At 67.8% G+C, this 15,654-nt stretch carries 10 protein-coding genes and 6 pseudogenes; 10 read left to right on the forward strand and 6 right to left on the reverse strand.

From position 1 onward, the window contains the following. Together ndhI and SYNGFB01_RS01620 are read right to left on the reverse strand one after the other, a co-directional pair. The coding region (gene ndhI, locus SYNGFB01_RS01615; protein ID WP_048016654.1) for an NAD(P)H-quinone oxidoreductase subunit I at nt 1-554 on the reverse strand (554 nt) is incomplete at its 3' end. Nucleotides 555-632: 78 nt separating this feature from the next. Beyond that, a pseudogene (locus tag SYNGFB01_RS01620) lies at nt 633-1,100 on the reverse strand (NADH-quinone oxidoreductase subunit H); the annotation flags it as partial. Here SYNGFB01_RS01620 and SYNGFB01_RS01625 point away from each other — a divergent pair. Beyond that, nucleotides 1,098-1,439, forward strand: a pseudogene (locus SYNGFB01_RS01625) (J domain-containing protein); the annotation flags it as partial. The pseudogenes SYNGFB01_RS01620 and SYNGFB01_RS01625 overlap by 3 nt on opposite strands. A gap of 1,045 nt (nt 1,440-2,484) precedes the next feature. Here SYNGFB01_RS01625 and SYNGFB01_RS01630 read toward each other — a convergent pair. Beyond that, a pseudogene (locus tag SYNGFB01_RS01630) lies at nt 2,485-2,978 on the reverse strand (allophycocyanin). A 118-nt stretch (nt 2,979-3,096) separates the two neighbouring features. On the opposite strand from SYNGFB01_RS01630, the gene rlmD reads away from it, so the two are divergent. After that, complete coding sequence (gene rlmD / locus SYNGFB01_RS01635) at nt 3,097-4,485, forward strand: 23S rRNA (uracil(1939)-C(5))-methyltransferase RlmD (RefSeq protein ID WP_048016685.1); 1,389 nt, start codon at nt 3,097-3,099, stop codon at nt 4,483-4,485. A gap of 21 nt (nt 4,486-4,506) precedes the next feature. On the opposite strand, the gene pheT is transcribed toward rlmD, so the two are convergent. Next, nucleotides 4,507-6,951, reverse strand: a complete 2,445-nt coding sequence (gene pheT / locus SYNGFB01_RS01640) for a phenylalanine--tRNA ligase subunit beta (RefSeq protein ID WP_048016656.1) — start codon at nt 6,949-6,951, stop codon at nt 4,507-4,509. A gap of 123 nt (nt 6,952-7,074) precedes the next feature. Between pheT and rpmG the strand changes: the two genes are divergently transcribed. From rpmG to SYNGFB01_RS16095, 5 genes and pseudogenes are all read left to right on the forward strand, one after another. Continuing rightward, nucleotides 7,075-7,269 carry a 50S ribosomal protein L33 gene (gene rpmG, locus SYNGFB01_RS01645; RefSeq protein ID WP_048016657.1) on the forward strand — a complete coding sequence of 65 codons (195 nt, stop codon included), beginning with the start codon at nt 7,075-7,077 and terminating at the stop codon, nt 7,267-7,269. Nucleotides 7,270-7,379: 110 nt separating this feature from the next. Then, nucleotides 7,380-7,601: a 30S ribosomal protein S18 gene (gene rpsR, locus SYNGFB01_RS01650; protein WP_010308434.1), complete on the forward strand. Its 222-nt coding sequence runs from the start codon at nt 7,380-7,382 to the stop codon at nt 7,599-7,601. A 541-nt stretch (nt 7,602-8,142) separates the two neighbouring features. Beyond that, nucleotides 8,143-9,054: pseudogene (locus SYNGFB01_RS16085) on the forward strand (RNB domain-containing ribonuclease); the annotation flags it as partial. Nucleotides 9,055-9,196: 142 nt separating this feature from the next. After that, a pseudogene (locus SYNGFB01_RS16090) lies at nt 9,197-9,262 on the forward strand (hypothetical protein); the annotation flags it as partial. Nucleotides 9,263-9,325: 63 nt separating this feature from the next. Further along, the gene (locus SYNGFB01_RS16095; RefSeq protein WP_369795450.1) at nt 9,326-9,646 is read left to right on the forward strand and encodes a hypothetical protein; all 321 of its coding nucleotides are present in this window, start codon (nt 9,326-9,328) and stop codon (nt 9,644-9,646) included. 4 nt (nt 9,647-9,650) lie between these two features. Here SYNGFB01_RS16095 and SYNGFB01_RS01660 read toward each other — a convergent pair. Beyond that, nucleotides 9,651-11,512 (reverse strand): annotated as a pseudogene (locus SYNGFB01_RS01660) (FAD-dependent oxidoreductase). Between the two features lie 76 nt (nt 11,513-11,588). Between SYNGFB01_RS01660 and SYNGFB01_RS01665 the strand changes: the two are divergent. Together SYNGFB01_RS01665 and lptC are read left to right on the forward strand one after the other, a co-directional pair. Then, on the forward strand, nt 11,589-13,151 hold the full coding sequence (locus SYNGFB01_RS01665) for a methionine--tRNA ligase (RefSeq protein WP_048016658.1): 1,563 nt from the start codon (nt 11,589-11,591) through the stop codon (nt 13,149-13,151). Further along, entirely contained in the window at nt 13,148-14,293 is a 1,146-nt protein-coding gene (lptC, locus tag SYNGFB01_RS01670) for an LPS export ABC transporter periplasmic protein LptC (protein ID WP_048016659.1), read from the forward strand. The genes SYNGFB01_RS01665 and lptC overlap by 4 nt, the downstream gene beginning before the upstream one ends. On the opposite strand, the gene SYNGFB01_RS01675 is transcribed toward lptC, so the two are convergent. Then, on the reverse strand, nt 14,217-14,894 hold the full coding sequence (locus tag SYNGFB01_RS01675; RefSeq protein WP_048016660.1) for a cofactor assembly of complex C subunit B: 678 nt from the start codon (nt 14,892-14,894) through the stop codon (nt 14,217-14,219). The genes lptC and SYNGFB01_RS01675 overlap by 77 nt on opposite strands. A gap of 102 nt (nt 14,895-14,996) precedes the next feature. Between SYNGFB01_RS01675 and psb32 the strand changes: the two genes are divergently transcribed. After that, nucleotides 14,997-15,647: a photosystem II repair protein Psb32 gene (gene psb32 / locus SYNGFB01_RS01680; RefSeq protein ID WP_053068259.1), complete on the forward strand. Its 651-nt coding sequence runs from the start codon at nt 14,997-14,999 to the stop codon at nt 15,645-15,647. Nucleotides 15,648-15,654: the final 7 nt, after the last annotated feature.

Below are 15,654 nucleotides of genomic sequence, written 5' to 3' on the forward strand. Positions count from 1 at the left end.
CGGGCAGTCTGCGGCGCGCGGGCCGTGTCCGGCACCCCATGGGGATCCATCTCACCCTTGGGCAGATAGGCAAGTTCCCGCAGAGCGATCACTGCGGGATCGCTGGTCACGCTGGTGGGTAGACGGCCGAGGGCCACGTTGTCGTAGTTGAGGCTGTGGCGATCGAAGGCCGCCAGCTCGTATTCCTCGGTCATCGAGAGGCAGTTGGTGGGGCAGTACTCCACGCAGTTGCCGCAGAAGATGCAGACCCCGAAATCGATCGAGTAGTTCCGCAGTTCCTTCTTCTTGGTGGCCTTGTTCATCACCCAGTCGACCACCGGCAGGTTGATCGGGCAGACGCGCACGCACACCTCGCAGGCGATGCACTTGTCGAACTCGTAGTGGATACGGCCGCGGTAGCGCTCCGAGGGGATGAGCTTCTCGTAGGGGTACTGCACCGTGATCGGGCGGCGGCGCAGGTGATCGAAGGTCACCGCCAGACCCTGGGTCATGTACTGGGCCGCACCCACCGCATCGCGGGTGTAGTCGCCGACTTTCTTGAGAAACCCGAACATGCGCGGAGGTTGCGGAAGGGATTCAGGCCGGTCCAATGATGGCCGGTCGTGGAGCGGGCTGGGGAGGCGGAGCCGGGATCAGCCTCCGAACACCGCCGGGAAGGCCAGCTTGAGGCCGGCGGTCACCAGCAGGTTGACCAGGGCGATGGGGAGCAGGAATTTCCAGCCCAGGTCGAGCAGCTGGTCGATCCGCACCCTGGGGGTGGTCCAGCGCAGCAGGATTGCCAGGAAGACCAGCAGGTAGGCCTTGAGCACGGTCATCACGATCCCCACCGAGGCCGTGATCACCTGCACCAGCGGTGCATCCACCGGCTGGCCCAGCCAGCCGGCGAGCCACTCCACCGGCAGGGGGAAGCCCCAGCCACCCAGGTACAGCACCGACACCAGCAGTGCCGAGAGCACCAGGTTGATGTAGCTGCCCAGGTAGAAGAGCGCGAACTTCATGCCGGCGTACTCGGTCTGATAGCCGGCGACCAGTTCCTCCTCGGCCTCCGGCAGGTCGAACGGCAGGCGCTCGCACTCGGCCAGGGCACAGATCCAGAAGATCRGGTCATGGTGATGGCCGGTGTGCTGGAGGATCCCTTCAGCGCCGACACGCTTGAGATGCGTCAGCCCACCCTGATCCGCCGATTCGTACAGCGTTTCCGACGCCGCCGACGGGGAATGTCATTCGAAACGCTGGCCCACACCATGACTCTGCATGGAGCCCTGCGGATGCTCAATCTGCCGACGGCCCCCGGGCATCGTCTGACCCTCGAACAGATCCGGGAGGCGTACCGCGAGCTTGCACTGGCCAATCATCCCGATTCCGGCGGCTGCGACCAGACGATGCGTCGGCTCAACGAGGCCTACCAGCTGCTCAAGGAGCTGTACCGCCGCCAATGACGACTCACCTATCGCAGTTGAGCCCGATTGCGTGTCTAGGCACGTATCCAGGACAAGGTTCATGAGACTGCTTGGTATGGACCGATTCAAAGCCTTTCCTGCCCCAGCGGCACAGCCGCCCGAGAAACCACCATTCGTCTATGCGATGTCCACCTGGTCTCAGGCTGAGTCCCGGAGCTTGTCCAGGGCCGGCAGCATGAGACCTGCCCTGCGGCGTCGGTCGACGCTGTCCTTGGTCGTGTATCACGCGAGGCATTCCCACAAGTTTCGCGCCTGGGTGAACACCCATAGCCACGGCACGATGCAGGCCTATCCCCGGAAATGAAGATGAGACACAGGCTGGGTACCATACCTAGACCTGGGCGCGACATTGCAGACGTGCGTTTCCATCAATTCTGATTGCGGCCAGGGAGACCTGAGAGGCTTGCAGTTCACGCTCCCTCCGTGCAGGGAAGACTCTGTCCAGTCGCCATGGCCAGATCTGCTGCTGCGCTAGAAAGTGTTGCTGCAACAAGCTTCTGATTCTCGATCATCTGCGGCGGACACAGGTACGCAGTAATTTTGGTCTCGCGGACGCTTGGGCGTTCCGCCTGAGGAGCACTTGGCCCAGCTTGCCCGTCACGGGCCGCGAGGGCGCGCAAACATGCTTCAGGGCGTATCTCAGTTTGCGCATGGGACCCCAGGCGAGACCGGAAATGCGTCCGATTCGAGACTGCTGCGAAGCAACCGGGTGGCGCCTCCTGCCAGGCCTCCCGCTGCCACAGCCATGTCTTGGAGGGCTGGCAAGGCGAGCAGGGGAAGCTAACCCAATCAGCCCACGGCGGAGCTGCGCAGGGCCAGGCATGTACAGCTCGATCCATGGCCCGGTGGTTTGATGAGCCCCGACCCTGCAATTCAACCGATCGCTTCGGACAGGGTCACTGACGGATTCACGCGAATTTCAGGAGCGCGACTCGGGGGCATGCCAAGGGTCAGGCAAGACTCAAGGATCAAGCCCTAGACGCATAACGAGACCGGCCTCTGGTCCTGGATGCGACAGGTGAGATCAGGTGGCTGTCTGCATGCCCTGGATCAGGAAGTCGAAGTAGGGTCCCGCCAGGCTGCCTCCGAGCCGCTGAGCAGATCGATCGAGGCGTCCTTGAGGGTGCGCATCGCCTCCACCATGCCGGGCATGGGCACGCCGAGGCTGTTGTACATCTCGCGAGCTCCCACCAGCCCGATCTGCTGGATCTGTTCGGTGCTGCCGGCCAGCACGCCGTAGGTGACCAGCCTCAGGTACCAGCTGAAATCGCGCAGGCACTGGGCGCGCTGCTTCTGGCCGTAGGCATTGCCGCCGGGCGCCACATACTCAGGTTTGCGGGCAAACAGCTGACGGGCAGCTTCATCCACGATCTTCCGTTCGTTCTCAGTCAGCACCCGAACCACCGCCAGGCGCTGGGCGCCACCGGCGAGAAACTGCACCATCGATCGGAGCTCGCCACCGGTGGGGTAACGCAACTGATCGTCTGCCTGAAGGATCAGATCCCGAACGACGCTCATTGCTGCGGACCGACGCGCCCGCCAGCATATCCAGCCGAACCGCATCTTCAGCGGCCTGCGGAGCCAAGGTGTAACGGCCCTTTGCACGCCGTAGGGTCGAGAGAGCTGCGTGTTCGTGATGGACCCCCACGCCGCGGCATCGCCGCACCGGGTCGGCAGCCGCGTGGAGCTCGAAGTGACAGGACTCACGCACAGCGGTGACGGCGTAGGCCGGCTCGACGGTCAGGTCTGCTTCGTGCCGGGTGCGCTGCCCGGCGAGACCGTGCGGGTCCTGCTGCGGCAGGCCACGCGCCGGCACTGGCTGGCCGGGCTTGAAACAGTGCTGGCGGCCAGTCCGGAGCGCCAGCGCGCCACTTGCATCCTGGCCGACCGATGCGGGGGCTGCAGCCTGCAGCACTGGAGCGTGGAAGCGCAGCGTGCGTGGAAGCGCGATCTGGTGAAGGAGACCATGCAGCGCATCGGACATCTCACGCCACCAGTGCTGCCGATCTGCAGCGATCAGCAGGTGCTCGGCTATCGCAACCGGGCGATCATTCCGCTTCGCCGGCCGGCCGATCAACGGCTGCGCGGCGGCTATTTCCGCCGCGGCAGCCACCGGATCGTGAACATGAACCACTGCCCGGTTCTCGATCCCCGCCTCGATGCCCTGATCGAGCCGATCAAGCAGGATCTCGACGCCACCGGCTGGCCTGCCGACTGCGATGCCGCAGGGGAGGGGGGGTTGCGCCATCTGGCTGTTCGGATCGGCCACGGCAGCGGCGAGCTGCTCATCACCCTGGTAAGCAGCCACGACCGCCTGCCTGGGCTGGAATCGCTGGCCGACGCCTGGATGAGGCGCTGGCCGCAACTGGTGGGCGTGGTGCTCAACCTGCAGCCGTCCCCCACCAACACCCTGATGGGCGACACCAGCCGTACGCTCTGCGGCCGTGGCTGGTTGCGCGAAAGCTTCGCCGGCCTGTCTCTGCGGATCGCTGCGGACACGTTCTTCCAGGTGAACACCGCCCTGGCGGAGCGAGTGGTGACGCCGCTGCTGATGGCCCTGGCCGGTGGGCCGCCCGGCCGCCTGATCGATGCCTACTGCGGCATCGGCACCTATTCCCTGCCCCTGGCACGGCAGGGGTGGCAGGTGGTGGGTCTGGAGCGCAACCCCGAGGCTGTGCGCCTGGCCCGTCTCAATGCCGCTGACAACCGGCTGGAGAACCGCTGCCGCTTCGAAGCGGTGAATGTGGCCGAGGTGCTGGCCGAGCAACTGCCCAACTGCGAGGCACTCCTGCTCGACCCCCCACGCAAGGGTCTCGATGCCGCCTGCATGGCCGCCATCACAGCGATGCCGCCTAAGAGTCTGTTGTATCTGAGCTGCGATCCAGCCACTCTCGCCAGGGATCTGCACCAGCTGAGCGGTGCTGCCGGCTACGCCATCGAGTCGCTGCAGCCCTTCGACTTCTTCCCACAGACAGCCCACGTGGAGACCCTGGCCGTGCTGCGCCGCTCAGAGGATGGAGGCTGACCCGCTCTCATCTGGAGCGGTTCAGCTACGCAGCACGGCACCGCACTCCTTCTCGAGCGCGGCCCGCACCTTGGCGTGACAGCGGTCCACATCCTCATCGGTGAGGGTGCGCCGGGGGTCGCGGTAGCGCAGCCGGAACGCCTGACTGCAGCGGTCAGCGCCGAGTTGCTCGGCCTCGAAGCGATCGATCAGTTCGGCCCTCTCCAGCAGCGGTCTCCCCGCCTTGCGGATCACCTGCAGCAGGGAGAGGCAGCTGGTCCGCTGCGACACCACGACAGCCAGATCCCGTTCCGAGGCCGGCACGGTGGGGAAGGGGCTGAAGGCCGGCTGCCAACGGTTGCGACGCGTGGCAGCCACAAGCAGAGGCTCGAGTGCGATCTGGAACAGGTGGCAGGCCTCGGGCAGATCCAGAGCGGCAGCCTGCTCGGGATGGAGCTGCCCGAACCAGCCCACCGGCCTGCCCTCCACAAGCAGCTCTGCGGCACGGCCCGGATGGAGCAGACCTGGGTCGCTCAGCGGCCGGTCCTCCACGGCCAGGGCCAGGACATCCAGGGCCTGCTGCAGCACGCCCCGGGCCTGGTGGTACTCGGGTGGCCTGGGCTTGCCCGAGCTGCTCCAGCGTTCCGAGCGACGTTCACCACAAAGGATGCCGGCGAGCAGTGATCGGCTCTGTTCGACCTCCCCCGGACGGAACACCGCCCCGATCTCGAAGGCCCAGAAGCCCGGCTGCCCCGCCTGAAGGTTGCGTCGCGCAGCAGCCAGGAGTTCACCGTGGAGCTCGTCGCGGAGATGGCCGTAGTCGGCCAGCAGAGGATTGGCCAGAGGGATCCGGCCCGGCCCGGCTGGCACCAGGGAGAAACTGCAGGTCTCCTGCAGTCCGGCGGCAGAGAGGGATCGGCGCAGCCGGCGCTCCGCCAGTTGTGCAGGGGTGAGACCACCCGGTGCGATCGGATCGGGGAGGTGACAGGCGAACCGGTCGTAACCGATGAGCCTCGAGACTTCCTCGATCAGATCCACCTCTCGCTGCAGATCGATGGCGCGCGCCGGCGGAGGCAGCACCCGCCAGCCTTCCGCGTCGGGGTCGGGATCGACCTCGCAGCCGATGGCCCGCAGTGTCTGCTCGATGCGGGCATCGGGCAGATCGATCAGCTCACCTCCCTCTTCCACCGGTCCGAGCCGGTTGTGCAGAGCATCGCGGCGCAGCACCAACGGCTCGGGCGGTGTGGAGGGCCGGCTGACCGACCAGCGTCCCTCCACGGTGGCGCCGCAGAGCTGCTGCAGCAGCAGAACGGCACGATCGGCGGCCGGCAGCGTGGCCTCGATGGGCAACCCCTTCTCAAAGCGGCAGCTCGCCTCCGTCCGCAGCCCCTGGCGACGGGCCGAACGGCGGACCTGCTGGGGAGGGAACACCGCCGCCTCAAGCCAGATCGCATTGGTGTCGGGCTGCACGCCGTCCTCCAGGCCCCCGATCACCCCCGCCAGTGCGATCGGGCGATCGGCATAGGTCACCACCAGATGCTCGGGATCCAGCTCACGGGTTTCGCCATCCAGGCTCACGAAGAGCTCATTGGGGTGACCCTGGCGTAGACCGACACGGCTGAGGTCGGCATCGGGCGCGCCACCGGCAAGGCGGAGGCGATCGTAGGCGTGCANGGGCTGCCCCGTCTCCAGCATCACCAGGTTGGTGACATCCACCACGTTGTTGATCGGCCGGATGCCGGNCTTGGTCAGTCGCTGCTGCAGCCACGCCGGAGAGGCAGCCACCGTGATTCCGCCCAGCGACGTGATCGAGAACAGACCGCCCGCCTCCATGCAACTGCGGCTCGCGGCACTCGCCGGCAGGCTGGCGCAAGGCCATGGCGACGCCGTCGGCGGGAGCTGCACCACCCCGTCGATGAGTGCAGCCACTTCGCGGGCGATGCCCAGCATGGAGAGGCCGTCAGGCCGGTTGGCGGTGATCGCCAGCTCAAGAACCTGGTCGTCGAGCCCGAAGCTTGGGCCCACGGCTGTCCCCACCGGCGGCACGCTGGCAAGCAGCTCATCGAGGATGGCGATACCGTCGGATGAGGCCTCCAGGCCCAGTTCCGCCAGCGAACAGATCATGCCGCTGCTGGCCACTCCTCGAAGCTCGGCCGGCTTGATGGTGAGATTCGCCGCCGGCAGGGTGCTGCCCACCAGTGCCACGGGTACGTGGATGCCAGCCCGCACGTTGGCGGCACCGCAGACGATCTGCAGCCGTGCCTCAGGGCCGACGCGCACCTGGCAGACGCTCAGCTTGTCGGCGTCGGGATGGGGCTCGCGCTCCTCCACCAGACCCACCACCACCCCAGCGGCCCGGGCGGCGAGATCCGCGATCGCCTCGACCTCGAAACCGGCCATCGAGAGGCGATCCGCCAGGCTGTCGGGCGCGAAGGCCTCGGCAGGGCCAGTCACCAGCTCCTTCAACCACTGGAGCGAGACCCGCATGACGCAGTCCTTGAGTCAGGCGGGATCCTACGGAGCAAGCCAACCGGTAGCTGGCGAGGGGAACATGGCCAGGTAGGGTGGCTCCTTGTCCTTTCGCATCGCACCAGCGGCGCAACGTCCTTCATGGCTAAGAACAANGGCGTCCGGATCGTGATCACTCTCGAGTGCACCGAATGCCGGTCCAACCCCGCCAAGCGGTCTCCCGGTGTGTCCCGCTACACCACCGAGAAGAACCGTCGCAACACCACGGAACGGCTCGAACTGAAGAAGTTCTGCCCGCATTGCAACAAGTCGACCGTGCACAAGGAGATCAAGTGAGCCGTANGGCTNCCCTCTGATCGCCGCACTTCGTTCGTTGTTGCAGGCTGCGGCAAGCCTTCATCCTCTTCCTTCAGGATCCTCGTCCAGAGTCGCTGTTCCACCATCCCATGGCCAGTTCATTTTTCAAGAAGCGTCTGTCGCCGATCAAACCCGGCGATCCGATCGACTACAAGGATGTCGATCTGCTCAAGAAGTTCATCACCGAGCGCGGCAAGATCCTGCCCCGCCGCCTCACAGGGCTCACGGCCAAGCAGCAGCGCGATCTCACCAATGCTGTAAAGCGTGCCCGCATCGTGGCCCTGCTTCCCTTCGTGAATCCCGAGGGCTGACCCCCTGGCGTCCGCCTCGCTCCACCCCGGCGACCTGGTCGGTGTTGCGGAGCCTCGCGGCGGCCAGCTCGGCGTGGTCGAAAGCTGCCAGGGCAGCAAGGTTCGCCTCTGGGTCGGCTTCGAAGGCCGCTCGCAGGTCCTGCCCCAGCGGCAGCTGGATCTGATCAGCTCCCTGCCGTCCGGCACAGAGCCCCCGCGGCGGCTTGGATCACCCCCCTGGTCGCTGAGTGCCGANGGGCTTCGGATCGCGAAGCCCGATCCGCGTGCCTGGGCGACCGCCTGGCTGCTGCTGCGCGACGAGCCCAGCGCCCTGCCGTTGGCGGCATTCACCGATCTGGTTTGCGGCACCACCCGGCCGGTGGAATTGGCCGCCTGCTGGCAGGAACTGGTGGGAGCGCAACTGTGGTTTCGCTGGAAGCATGGCCAGGTCCAGCCTCGCCGGCTTGATGAACTCAGACAGCTGCGTTGGGAGCGCCATCGCAGGATCCTGATCGAGCGGCAGGAGCAGAGCTGGCTCGACCTTCTGCGGCGGCGGCGGCGCATGGATGCCGCCGAGCTGCCGGAGGGGCAGCGCCTGCGCCTGGAACTGCTGAAGCAGCTGGCCGGCGGTGCTCTGGAGGCCGATCAGCTTGATCCGGCTGTACTCCAGAGCCTCAGGACCCTGCACATCGGCACTGATCGGGGCGAGATCCGTCATCTGCTGGCGGATCTGGGTCAGTGGGATCCGCACCATCTGGTCTCCGTCGCAGGAACCACCTGGAGCACCGGCTTCACCCCGGAGCTGCTCGAGGAAGCCGATCGACTCCTGCGGCACAGCTCCGATCCCTGGCCCGGTGACGACGAGCGCCGCGACCTCACCCGGCATCGGTGCTTCACCATCGACGATGACGACACGCGTGACATCGACGACGCACTGGCTCTGGAGCGACGCTCCGATGGCCCGCCGCGGCTCTGGATCCATGTGGCCGATCCCGGCCGGCTGATCCAGGCCGATTCACCCCTCGATCTGGAGGCGCGCCGCCGCGGCAGCAGCCTGTACCTGGCCAGCGGGATCCTGCCGATGTTCCCGGAGCCCCTGTCGGTCGGGCCATTGAGTCTTCGGGCCGGTGAGCGCTGCGCCGCCTGGAGCAGCTGGGTGGAGCTTGACGCCGATGGCGCGATCGCCGCCTGCGGCATCGTGCGCAGCTGGGTGCAACCCACCTATCGGCTCAGCTATGGCGATGCCGACGAGCTGATCGACCTGGCCCCTCCCGAGGAAGCCGACCTGGCGGAGCTGGAGCGGCTTCTGCAGAACCGCCGCCGGTGGCGGGTCAGCCAGGGGGCGCTGCTGATGGATCAGCCCGAGGGGCGGATCCGCTGCGTGGATGGACAGCCACAGCTGGAACTCACCGATCCCTCCCCCTCCCGACTGATGGTGGCCGAGGCGATGATCCTGGCCGGTTCCGTGGCCGCCCGCTTCGCGCAGGAACAGGGCCTGGCCCTTCCGTTCCGCAGCCAGCTGCCAGCCGAGCTGCCCTCGCACGCTGAGCTGCAGGCCCTGCCGGAGGGAGCGGTGCGCTTTGCCGCGATCAGGCGGTGCCTCAGCCGGGGGCTNGATGGGCACCCGGCCGGCTCCCCATTTCAGCCTCGGCCTGCCTGCCTACGTTCAGGCCACCTCGCCGATCCGCCGCTACGGCGACCTGGTGGTGCAGCGGCAGATCGGTGCCTGTCTGACCGGTCAACCCGTGCTCAGCGACTCGGAGCTGGGGGAGCTGCTGGAGCAGTTCGATGGCGCGGTGCGCCAGGGCATCGCCATTTCCCGTGAGGATCAGCGCCATTGGCAGCAGGTCTGGTTCGAGGCCCACCGCAGCGGCCAGTGGCGGGCGCGATTCCTGCGCTGGCTGCGGCCCCAGGACCGGCTCGGACTGGTGCGCGTCGACTCGCTGGCGATGGATCTGGCGGCCGACTGTCCCCAGAAGGCCAGTCCCGGCGAGGACCTTCTGCTGCGTGTGCTGCAGGTGGACTCCCTGCGCGATCAACTCAGGCTGGTGGCATCGGCCAGCTGACAGGTCAGGGCGCCAGCCTCGAGACTCTCAGCCAGGGCCCCCAGGCGTTGACGCAACCCAGCAGCCGCACGGGCCTGGCGGCATCCTGCAAGCTCAGCCAGTGATGCAGGCCGGGCTCCAGGGTGATCAGAGGCCAGAGACGCCGCTGCTCGCCGGGGTGAGGCGCGACGCAGCCGGAGTCCAACGCCAGGGCGTAGCCACCCGCTCCGTCGGGATGCAGCGTGCCGGTCCAGAGATGCTCGTGCGCTTCGGTTGGCGCCGACTCCGGGCCGGCGGCCGGCGCCGTAGCCGGGTCATCGGCGCATCCCTGCCAGCGCCCGTCCACGCCCACCAGGCCCGGGTCGTCGAGCGCCGCCCGCTGGCGCTGGCGCCAGCGCGGATGGTGCCACGGCAGGTCCCACAGCGGAACCACCCGCGAGGGTGCCATCACGTCGCCCAGCAACGCCTCCTGCAGGCGTCGCACCGGCAGCTCCGCCGGGGTGATGCCACCCTGCACCGCCAGGGCGGCAGCCGCTCCCGCCGCCTGACCGATGTTGAGAATCAGGGGCTGCAGACGGGTGGCCCCATTGGCCATGTGGCTGCAGCTGAAGGCCTTGTCGGCGGCCAGCAGGTTGGGCAGATCGGCACTCACCAGGGCGCCGTAGGGGATGCAGAAGGGGGTGCCGCTCCATCGCCCCCCCCAGCGGCAGCTTTTGGGAGCCAGGGGCCAATCGGGGCCGGGATAGTGATGGTCGTTGGCGTAGTTGCCCACGGCGATCGACTGCAGCACTCCGGTCTGATCCGCGGGCAGGGGGGCGATCGCCTGGCCATCGCTGCACGGCAGCAGCTGCTGTTCGATCACCACCTCCCGGCCCACCAGGCGGCGACCCTCCCGCCAGTAGGGCATCAGCGCCAGTGACGGCGAGACTGCACCCAGCTCCATCGGGAAGGCTTCCCCGAGCCGCAACCAGCCGCCGCTGGCCTCGCTCAGGGCAGTCGCGAAGGCGAGGCTGTGAGCCTGCATCTCGCGGGCCAGCGCCCCGTCGAGCCGCGATCCGCCGGCGAAGGCCCGCTCCAGGCGCTGATGCCAGTCGTTGCCGTGCAGCGGCCAGTTGAGCATCACCAGCCCGCCGGGCAGACGCCCGTAGCTGATCGTGCGCTCCAGGCCGAATGCCTCGCAGGCCCGCTCGAAGGGTGGTGGAAGCAGCGGCCTGGCCTGCGGATCGATCCGCCACTCGGCATCGGCCTCCAGCCGATCGCTGCCCAGCTGGCCCATCACCACCCAGGTGGGCGACTGCACGGGTTGACGGGCGAAGAAGGGATCGGTGTCCAGGCGCTGCTGGACCGGGGCACTGGGCTCGCCCCACTGCTCCTGGGCCTCCCAGCCCAGCCGGTAGGGCGCCTCAGCCAGCGGCAGCAGATCACCGCGATCACTCCCGTCGATCAGCACCTGCAGCTCCACCCGCAGCAGACCCGTGTCCCGCTCCACCACAACGGCACCAACCCGTGAGCCCAGCCGCTCCACGGATCGCACCGTGGATGCGGGCCACCAGACCAGGTTGGGGAGCTGGCGAACCCAGCCCTGCAGGATCGCCTCGGCGGTGGCCGGCCGGTAGCGAAGCAGCTCACCCAGTTGTGATCGAGCCCCTGCTGCTCCGAGCCGGCGAGTGCGCGCAGGAACGCGCCCCACAGGCCGGTCTGCCAGGGGCTCAGCTCATTGCCATCGGGGCAGCAGACACCCGCCGCGCTCACCATGCCGCCCAGCCAGCAGCCTGGCGTGAGCAGAAGGGTGTTGGCACCGCAGCGTGCCGCCTGGATCGCGGCGGCCACGCCCCCTGTGCCGCCGCCCCATACCACCACCGGAAACGACTCGCAGCGGAGGTCCATCCCGAACGTGGCAGCGGATCTGGGTCAGGCTCGCAGGCGACGGGCCACTCCGGAAGGGCTGCGTAGGATCCGCCCGATGACCTACACGCTCACCACCCCGCTCTACTACGTCAACGACAAGCCGCACCTGGGCAGCGCCTACACCACCCTGGCCTGCGATGCGCTGGCCAGGTTCCAGCGACTGCGGGGTGAGCAGGTGGTGTTCATCACCGGCTGCGATGAGCACGGCCAGAAGATCCAGCGCACCGCCGAAGCCGCCGGGCTGACCCCTCAGGCCCACTGCGACGCGGTCAGCGCGCTCTACCGCGATCTCTGGAGCCGCTGGCAGATCAGCCATGACCGTCTGATCCGCACCACCGATCCGCGTCACCGCCGGATCGTGGAGCAGTTCTTCGCCCGGGTGGACGCGGCAGGCGACATCGTCGAGGGTCGTCAGCANGGCTGGTACTGCGTGGCCTGCGAGGAGTTCAAGGACGATCCCCACGAGGCCCAGGATCCCGAGTGCCCCACCCACCGCCGCCCTCTGGAATGGCGTGACGAGCTCAATCTGTTCTTCAGGCTTTCGCGTTATCAGCGCGACATCGAGGAACTCATCGGCCGGCCTGGATTCATCCAGCCCGCAACCCGCCGCAACGAAGTCGAGAGCTTCGTGAGGCAGGGTCTCCGCGACTTCTCGATCTCCCGGGTGAACCTGCCCTGGGGCATCCCCGTGCCCGGCCATGCGGGCCACNCGTTCTATGTATGGTTCGACGCACTGCTCGGCTACATCACCGCCCTGCTGGAGAACGACGACGACGCTGACCTCGGCCTGGCGCTCAGCCGTGGCTGGCCGGCCTCCGTGCATGTGATCGGCAAGGACATCCTGCGCTTCCATGCCGTCTACTGGCCGGCGATGTTGCTCTCGGCCGGCCTGCCCCTGCCCGACAAGGTGTTCGGACACGGATTCCTGACCCGCGAGGGGCAGAAGATGGGGAAGTCGCTCGGCAACGTGCTCGATCCCTCGGTGCTGCTGGAGCGCTGCGGGCGCGATGCGGTGCGCTGGTATCTGCTGCGCGACATCCCCTNCGGCGACGACGGCGACTTCCAGCAGCAGCGGTTCTGCGATCTGGTGAACAACGACCTGGCGAACACGATCGGCAACCTGCTCAACCGCACCAGCTCGATGGCTCGCAAGTGGTTTTCCATGGCGGTGCCGCCCGCCGGAGAGGCAGCTCAGAGCAGCCACCCTTTAGCAGAGGCCGCCCGGCTGGCCGCTGACCAGAGCCTGAGCTCGCTCGAGGCGCTCGACTTCCGCAGTGCCGCCGAAGCGATCCTGCAGCTGGCCGTGCAGGCCAACGGCTACCTCAACGAGCAGGCCCCCTGGGCCCGGAAGAAGCAGGGAGATCAGGATGATCAGGTGGCAGCCGACCTCTACGCCGTGCTGGAGGCCAGCCGCTGGATCGCCGTTCTGCTCACCCCGCTGCTCCCGGATCTCTCGGCCCGGATGCTGGGGCAGCTGGCCCAGCCGCCCCTGGCCAGCGAGGTGACCCGTGACGGTGGCCTGGCCGATCTGCTGCGCTGGGGCCTCCTGGAGCCGGGGCTGGGCCTGCCGGAGCCGCAGCCTGTGATGCAGCGGCTGGAGCTGGACGAACCGCTGTGAAACGGTCCTCCACCCCCGCCATCGCCCTGGTGATCCTGCTGCTGGCGGGCTGCCAGGACCAGAACCGCTCGCCGCAGGCCGGCGAGCCTCCATTCGTGTTCCGCAGCCTGGCTCTGCGCCAGACGGACCCGAAGGGCCGGCCCGCCTGGGAGATCAGCAGCCCGGAGGCCCGCTATGAACTGGGCCGCAAGCTGGCCCGTGCCCGCAACCTGCGGGGTCTCGTCTACGAGAAGGGCGTACCGCGCTACCGGGTGTCGGCCAACCGCGCGATCGTGCTCAATGACGGGGAGGTTGTGCAGCTGGAGGGCCTCACACGGGTGGAGCGCATCGACAAGGATCCCGTCGTGATCACGGCCCAGCGCGTTCGTTGGTATCCCCACANGGGCCTGATGCAACTGGATCGTCAGCCCATGGCCCGCCAGAAGCGAATGCAGCTCACCTCCCTGGAGGCGCGCTTCGATTTCAATCAGGACAAGCTCACGCTGGATGGGGAGCCCGTGCTGATCGATCAGAACCAGCCGCGCATCGAGCTGAAGCTGACGCGCCTGCACTGGTGGGCCAAGACCGGCCAACTGCAGGGTGAGGGTCCCGTCCGGGGCGAACGCCGCGATGCGACCAACCGTCGTCAGCGGCTGAGCAGTCCGGGGCTGAGCGGCAACAGCCTGCGTCAGGAGCTGTTGCTCCATGCACCGGTGCGGCTCGTGGATCCAGCCGAAAAGGCCGAGCTGATCGCCGGAGCCACCCGCTTCGATCTGGAGCGGGAGACGAGCAGCAGCGATCAGCCCTTCGTGGGAACCCGCGGGGCGGCCACCCTGCGGGGCCCCTCCTTCATGGCCTTCAACAAGACGACCACGCTTGAGATGCCGCAGGGCTGCGATCTGTCCCAGCCCGGAGATCGGCTCACCGCCGACCACTGCAACTGGAACTGGAAGACCAATCAGGTTCAGGCGACCGGCGCCGTGACACTCAGACGGGAGGCCCAGGGTCTGGTGACCCGGGCCGAGAGCCTGGATGGCCGCGTGGCCAAAGACGGCATGGTGGTGTTCACCCGACCCGGGGGCTCGGTCACGTCGACGGTGCGGGTTCCCGAGAGGCGGGAGGAGCGGGCTCGACCGAAGCGAAGGCCACCAATCCAGCTGTGATCTTGCGGGCCCATCCCTCCAGCCAGAGCAGATCGCTGCGATCGAAACAACGGGGTGCCCATCCCCCCAGCACCAGAACCCCATCCTTGCCGAGCGGCTGAACCACCACCGCCGGCAGCCCTGGAAGCAGACCCTCGAATTCCTGCCGGCCTGGATAGAGACGCAGGTCGACCAGGGAGATGGCGCGAGCCTGCTCGCAGGCCCGGGCGCAGATGGGCCCTGGGATGAAGGTGCCGTTGGCGATCAGGCCCCGGTGCAGCAGGGTGCGGCCGCGCCAGTGGAGACACACCACCGCGGCCGGGGTGGCGGTGAGCAGCATCTGGCTCCCCCAGGCCAGTTCCTGGCGGAGCGGCTCGTCAAGCCCCGCTGCCAGCTCGAGGCCCTGCTCTCCCTGCAGATCAGCCCGCTCCGGATTGCGCGGCACGATCCGCACCCAGAGGCTACCGATCAGCAGCAGACTCACAGCGAGCAGGCTGGCCAGAACGCTGGAACGCTGCAGGGCCGGATCCACCTCGGTCGCCGTGATCTGATTTCCGATCGTCAGCAGCAGGGCGACTGTGCCGCCAACCAGGCAGAGACGGGCTGGCAGGGGAGAGGCCATCGGCGGGGGTGCAGGGGACGGGGCTGGTTTCAGGCGGCAAACTAGATCTGATTCGGATCCGCTCCCGTGCTCAGCCGCGTCGCCTCGCATCTGTCCAGAATGATGCTCAGCCTCGTTCTGGCTCCTCTGCTGCTGCTGCCGGTATCGGCGGCCCTGGCAGCCTCGATCGGCAGTCTGCCGGAGTCCCCACCGCCGCAGCGTGTGCTCGACACGGCCGGCGTGCTAAGCCGTTCCGCCAGCGCTGAGATCAGCCGCCAGCTCGAGCAGCTTCACGACCTCGACGTGGATGCCCACCTGATCACCGTCCCCCGGCTCGACTACGGGCTCGGAGTGGATCAGCTCGGCGCTGAGGTACTCGAGCGCTGGCGCGATGCATCGCCATCCAGCCAGCAGCTGGTGCTCCTGATCGACTCCCAGACCAGTGCCGCAGCTGTGGTGGCCACTCCGGAACTCACCGACCGGCTCGGAGCTGACCTGCTGCGCAGCACCGGCCGCACCACCCTCAGCCAGCCCCTGCGCGACGGGGGCCGCTACCGTCAGGCCAGCCTCGATGCGCTGACACGTCTCAGCGCGGTGCTGCAGGGCGGCGCCGATCCCGGCGTGCCTGTGGTGGCCGCGGACGTGGAGCCAACCCCCACCAACGTGCCGAGCCGTGAGGAGACAGCGGCCAGCCGGGCCTGGGTGTGGGTCAGCGTCTTGCTGGTGGTCGGGAGCATCGTGCCGATGCTCACCTGGTGGGTCTTCTCGCGCTGATCCGTTT

It is taken from the genome of Synechococcus sp. GFB01, assembly GCF_001039265.1.
Classification (GTDB): domain Bacteria; phylum Cyanobacteriota; class Cyanobacteriia; order PCC-6307; family Cyanobiaceae; genus NIES-981.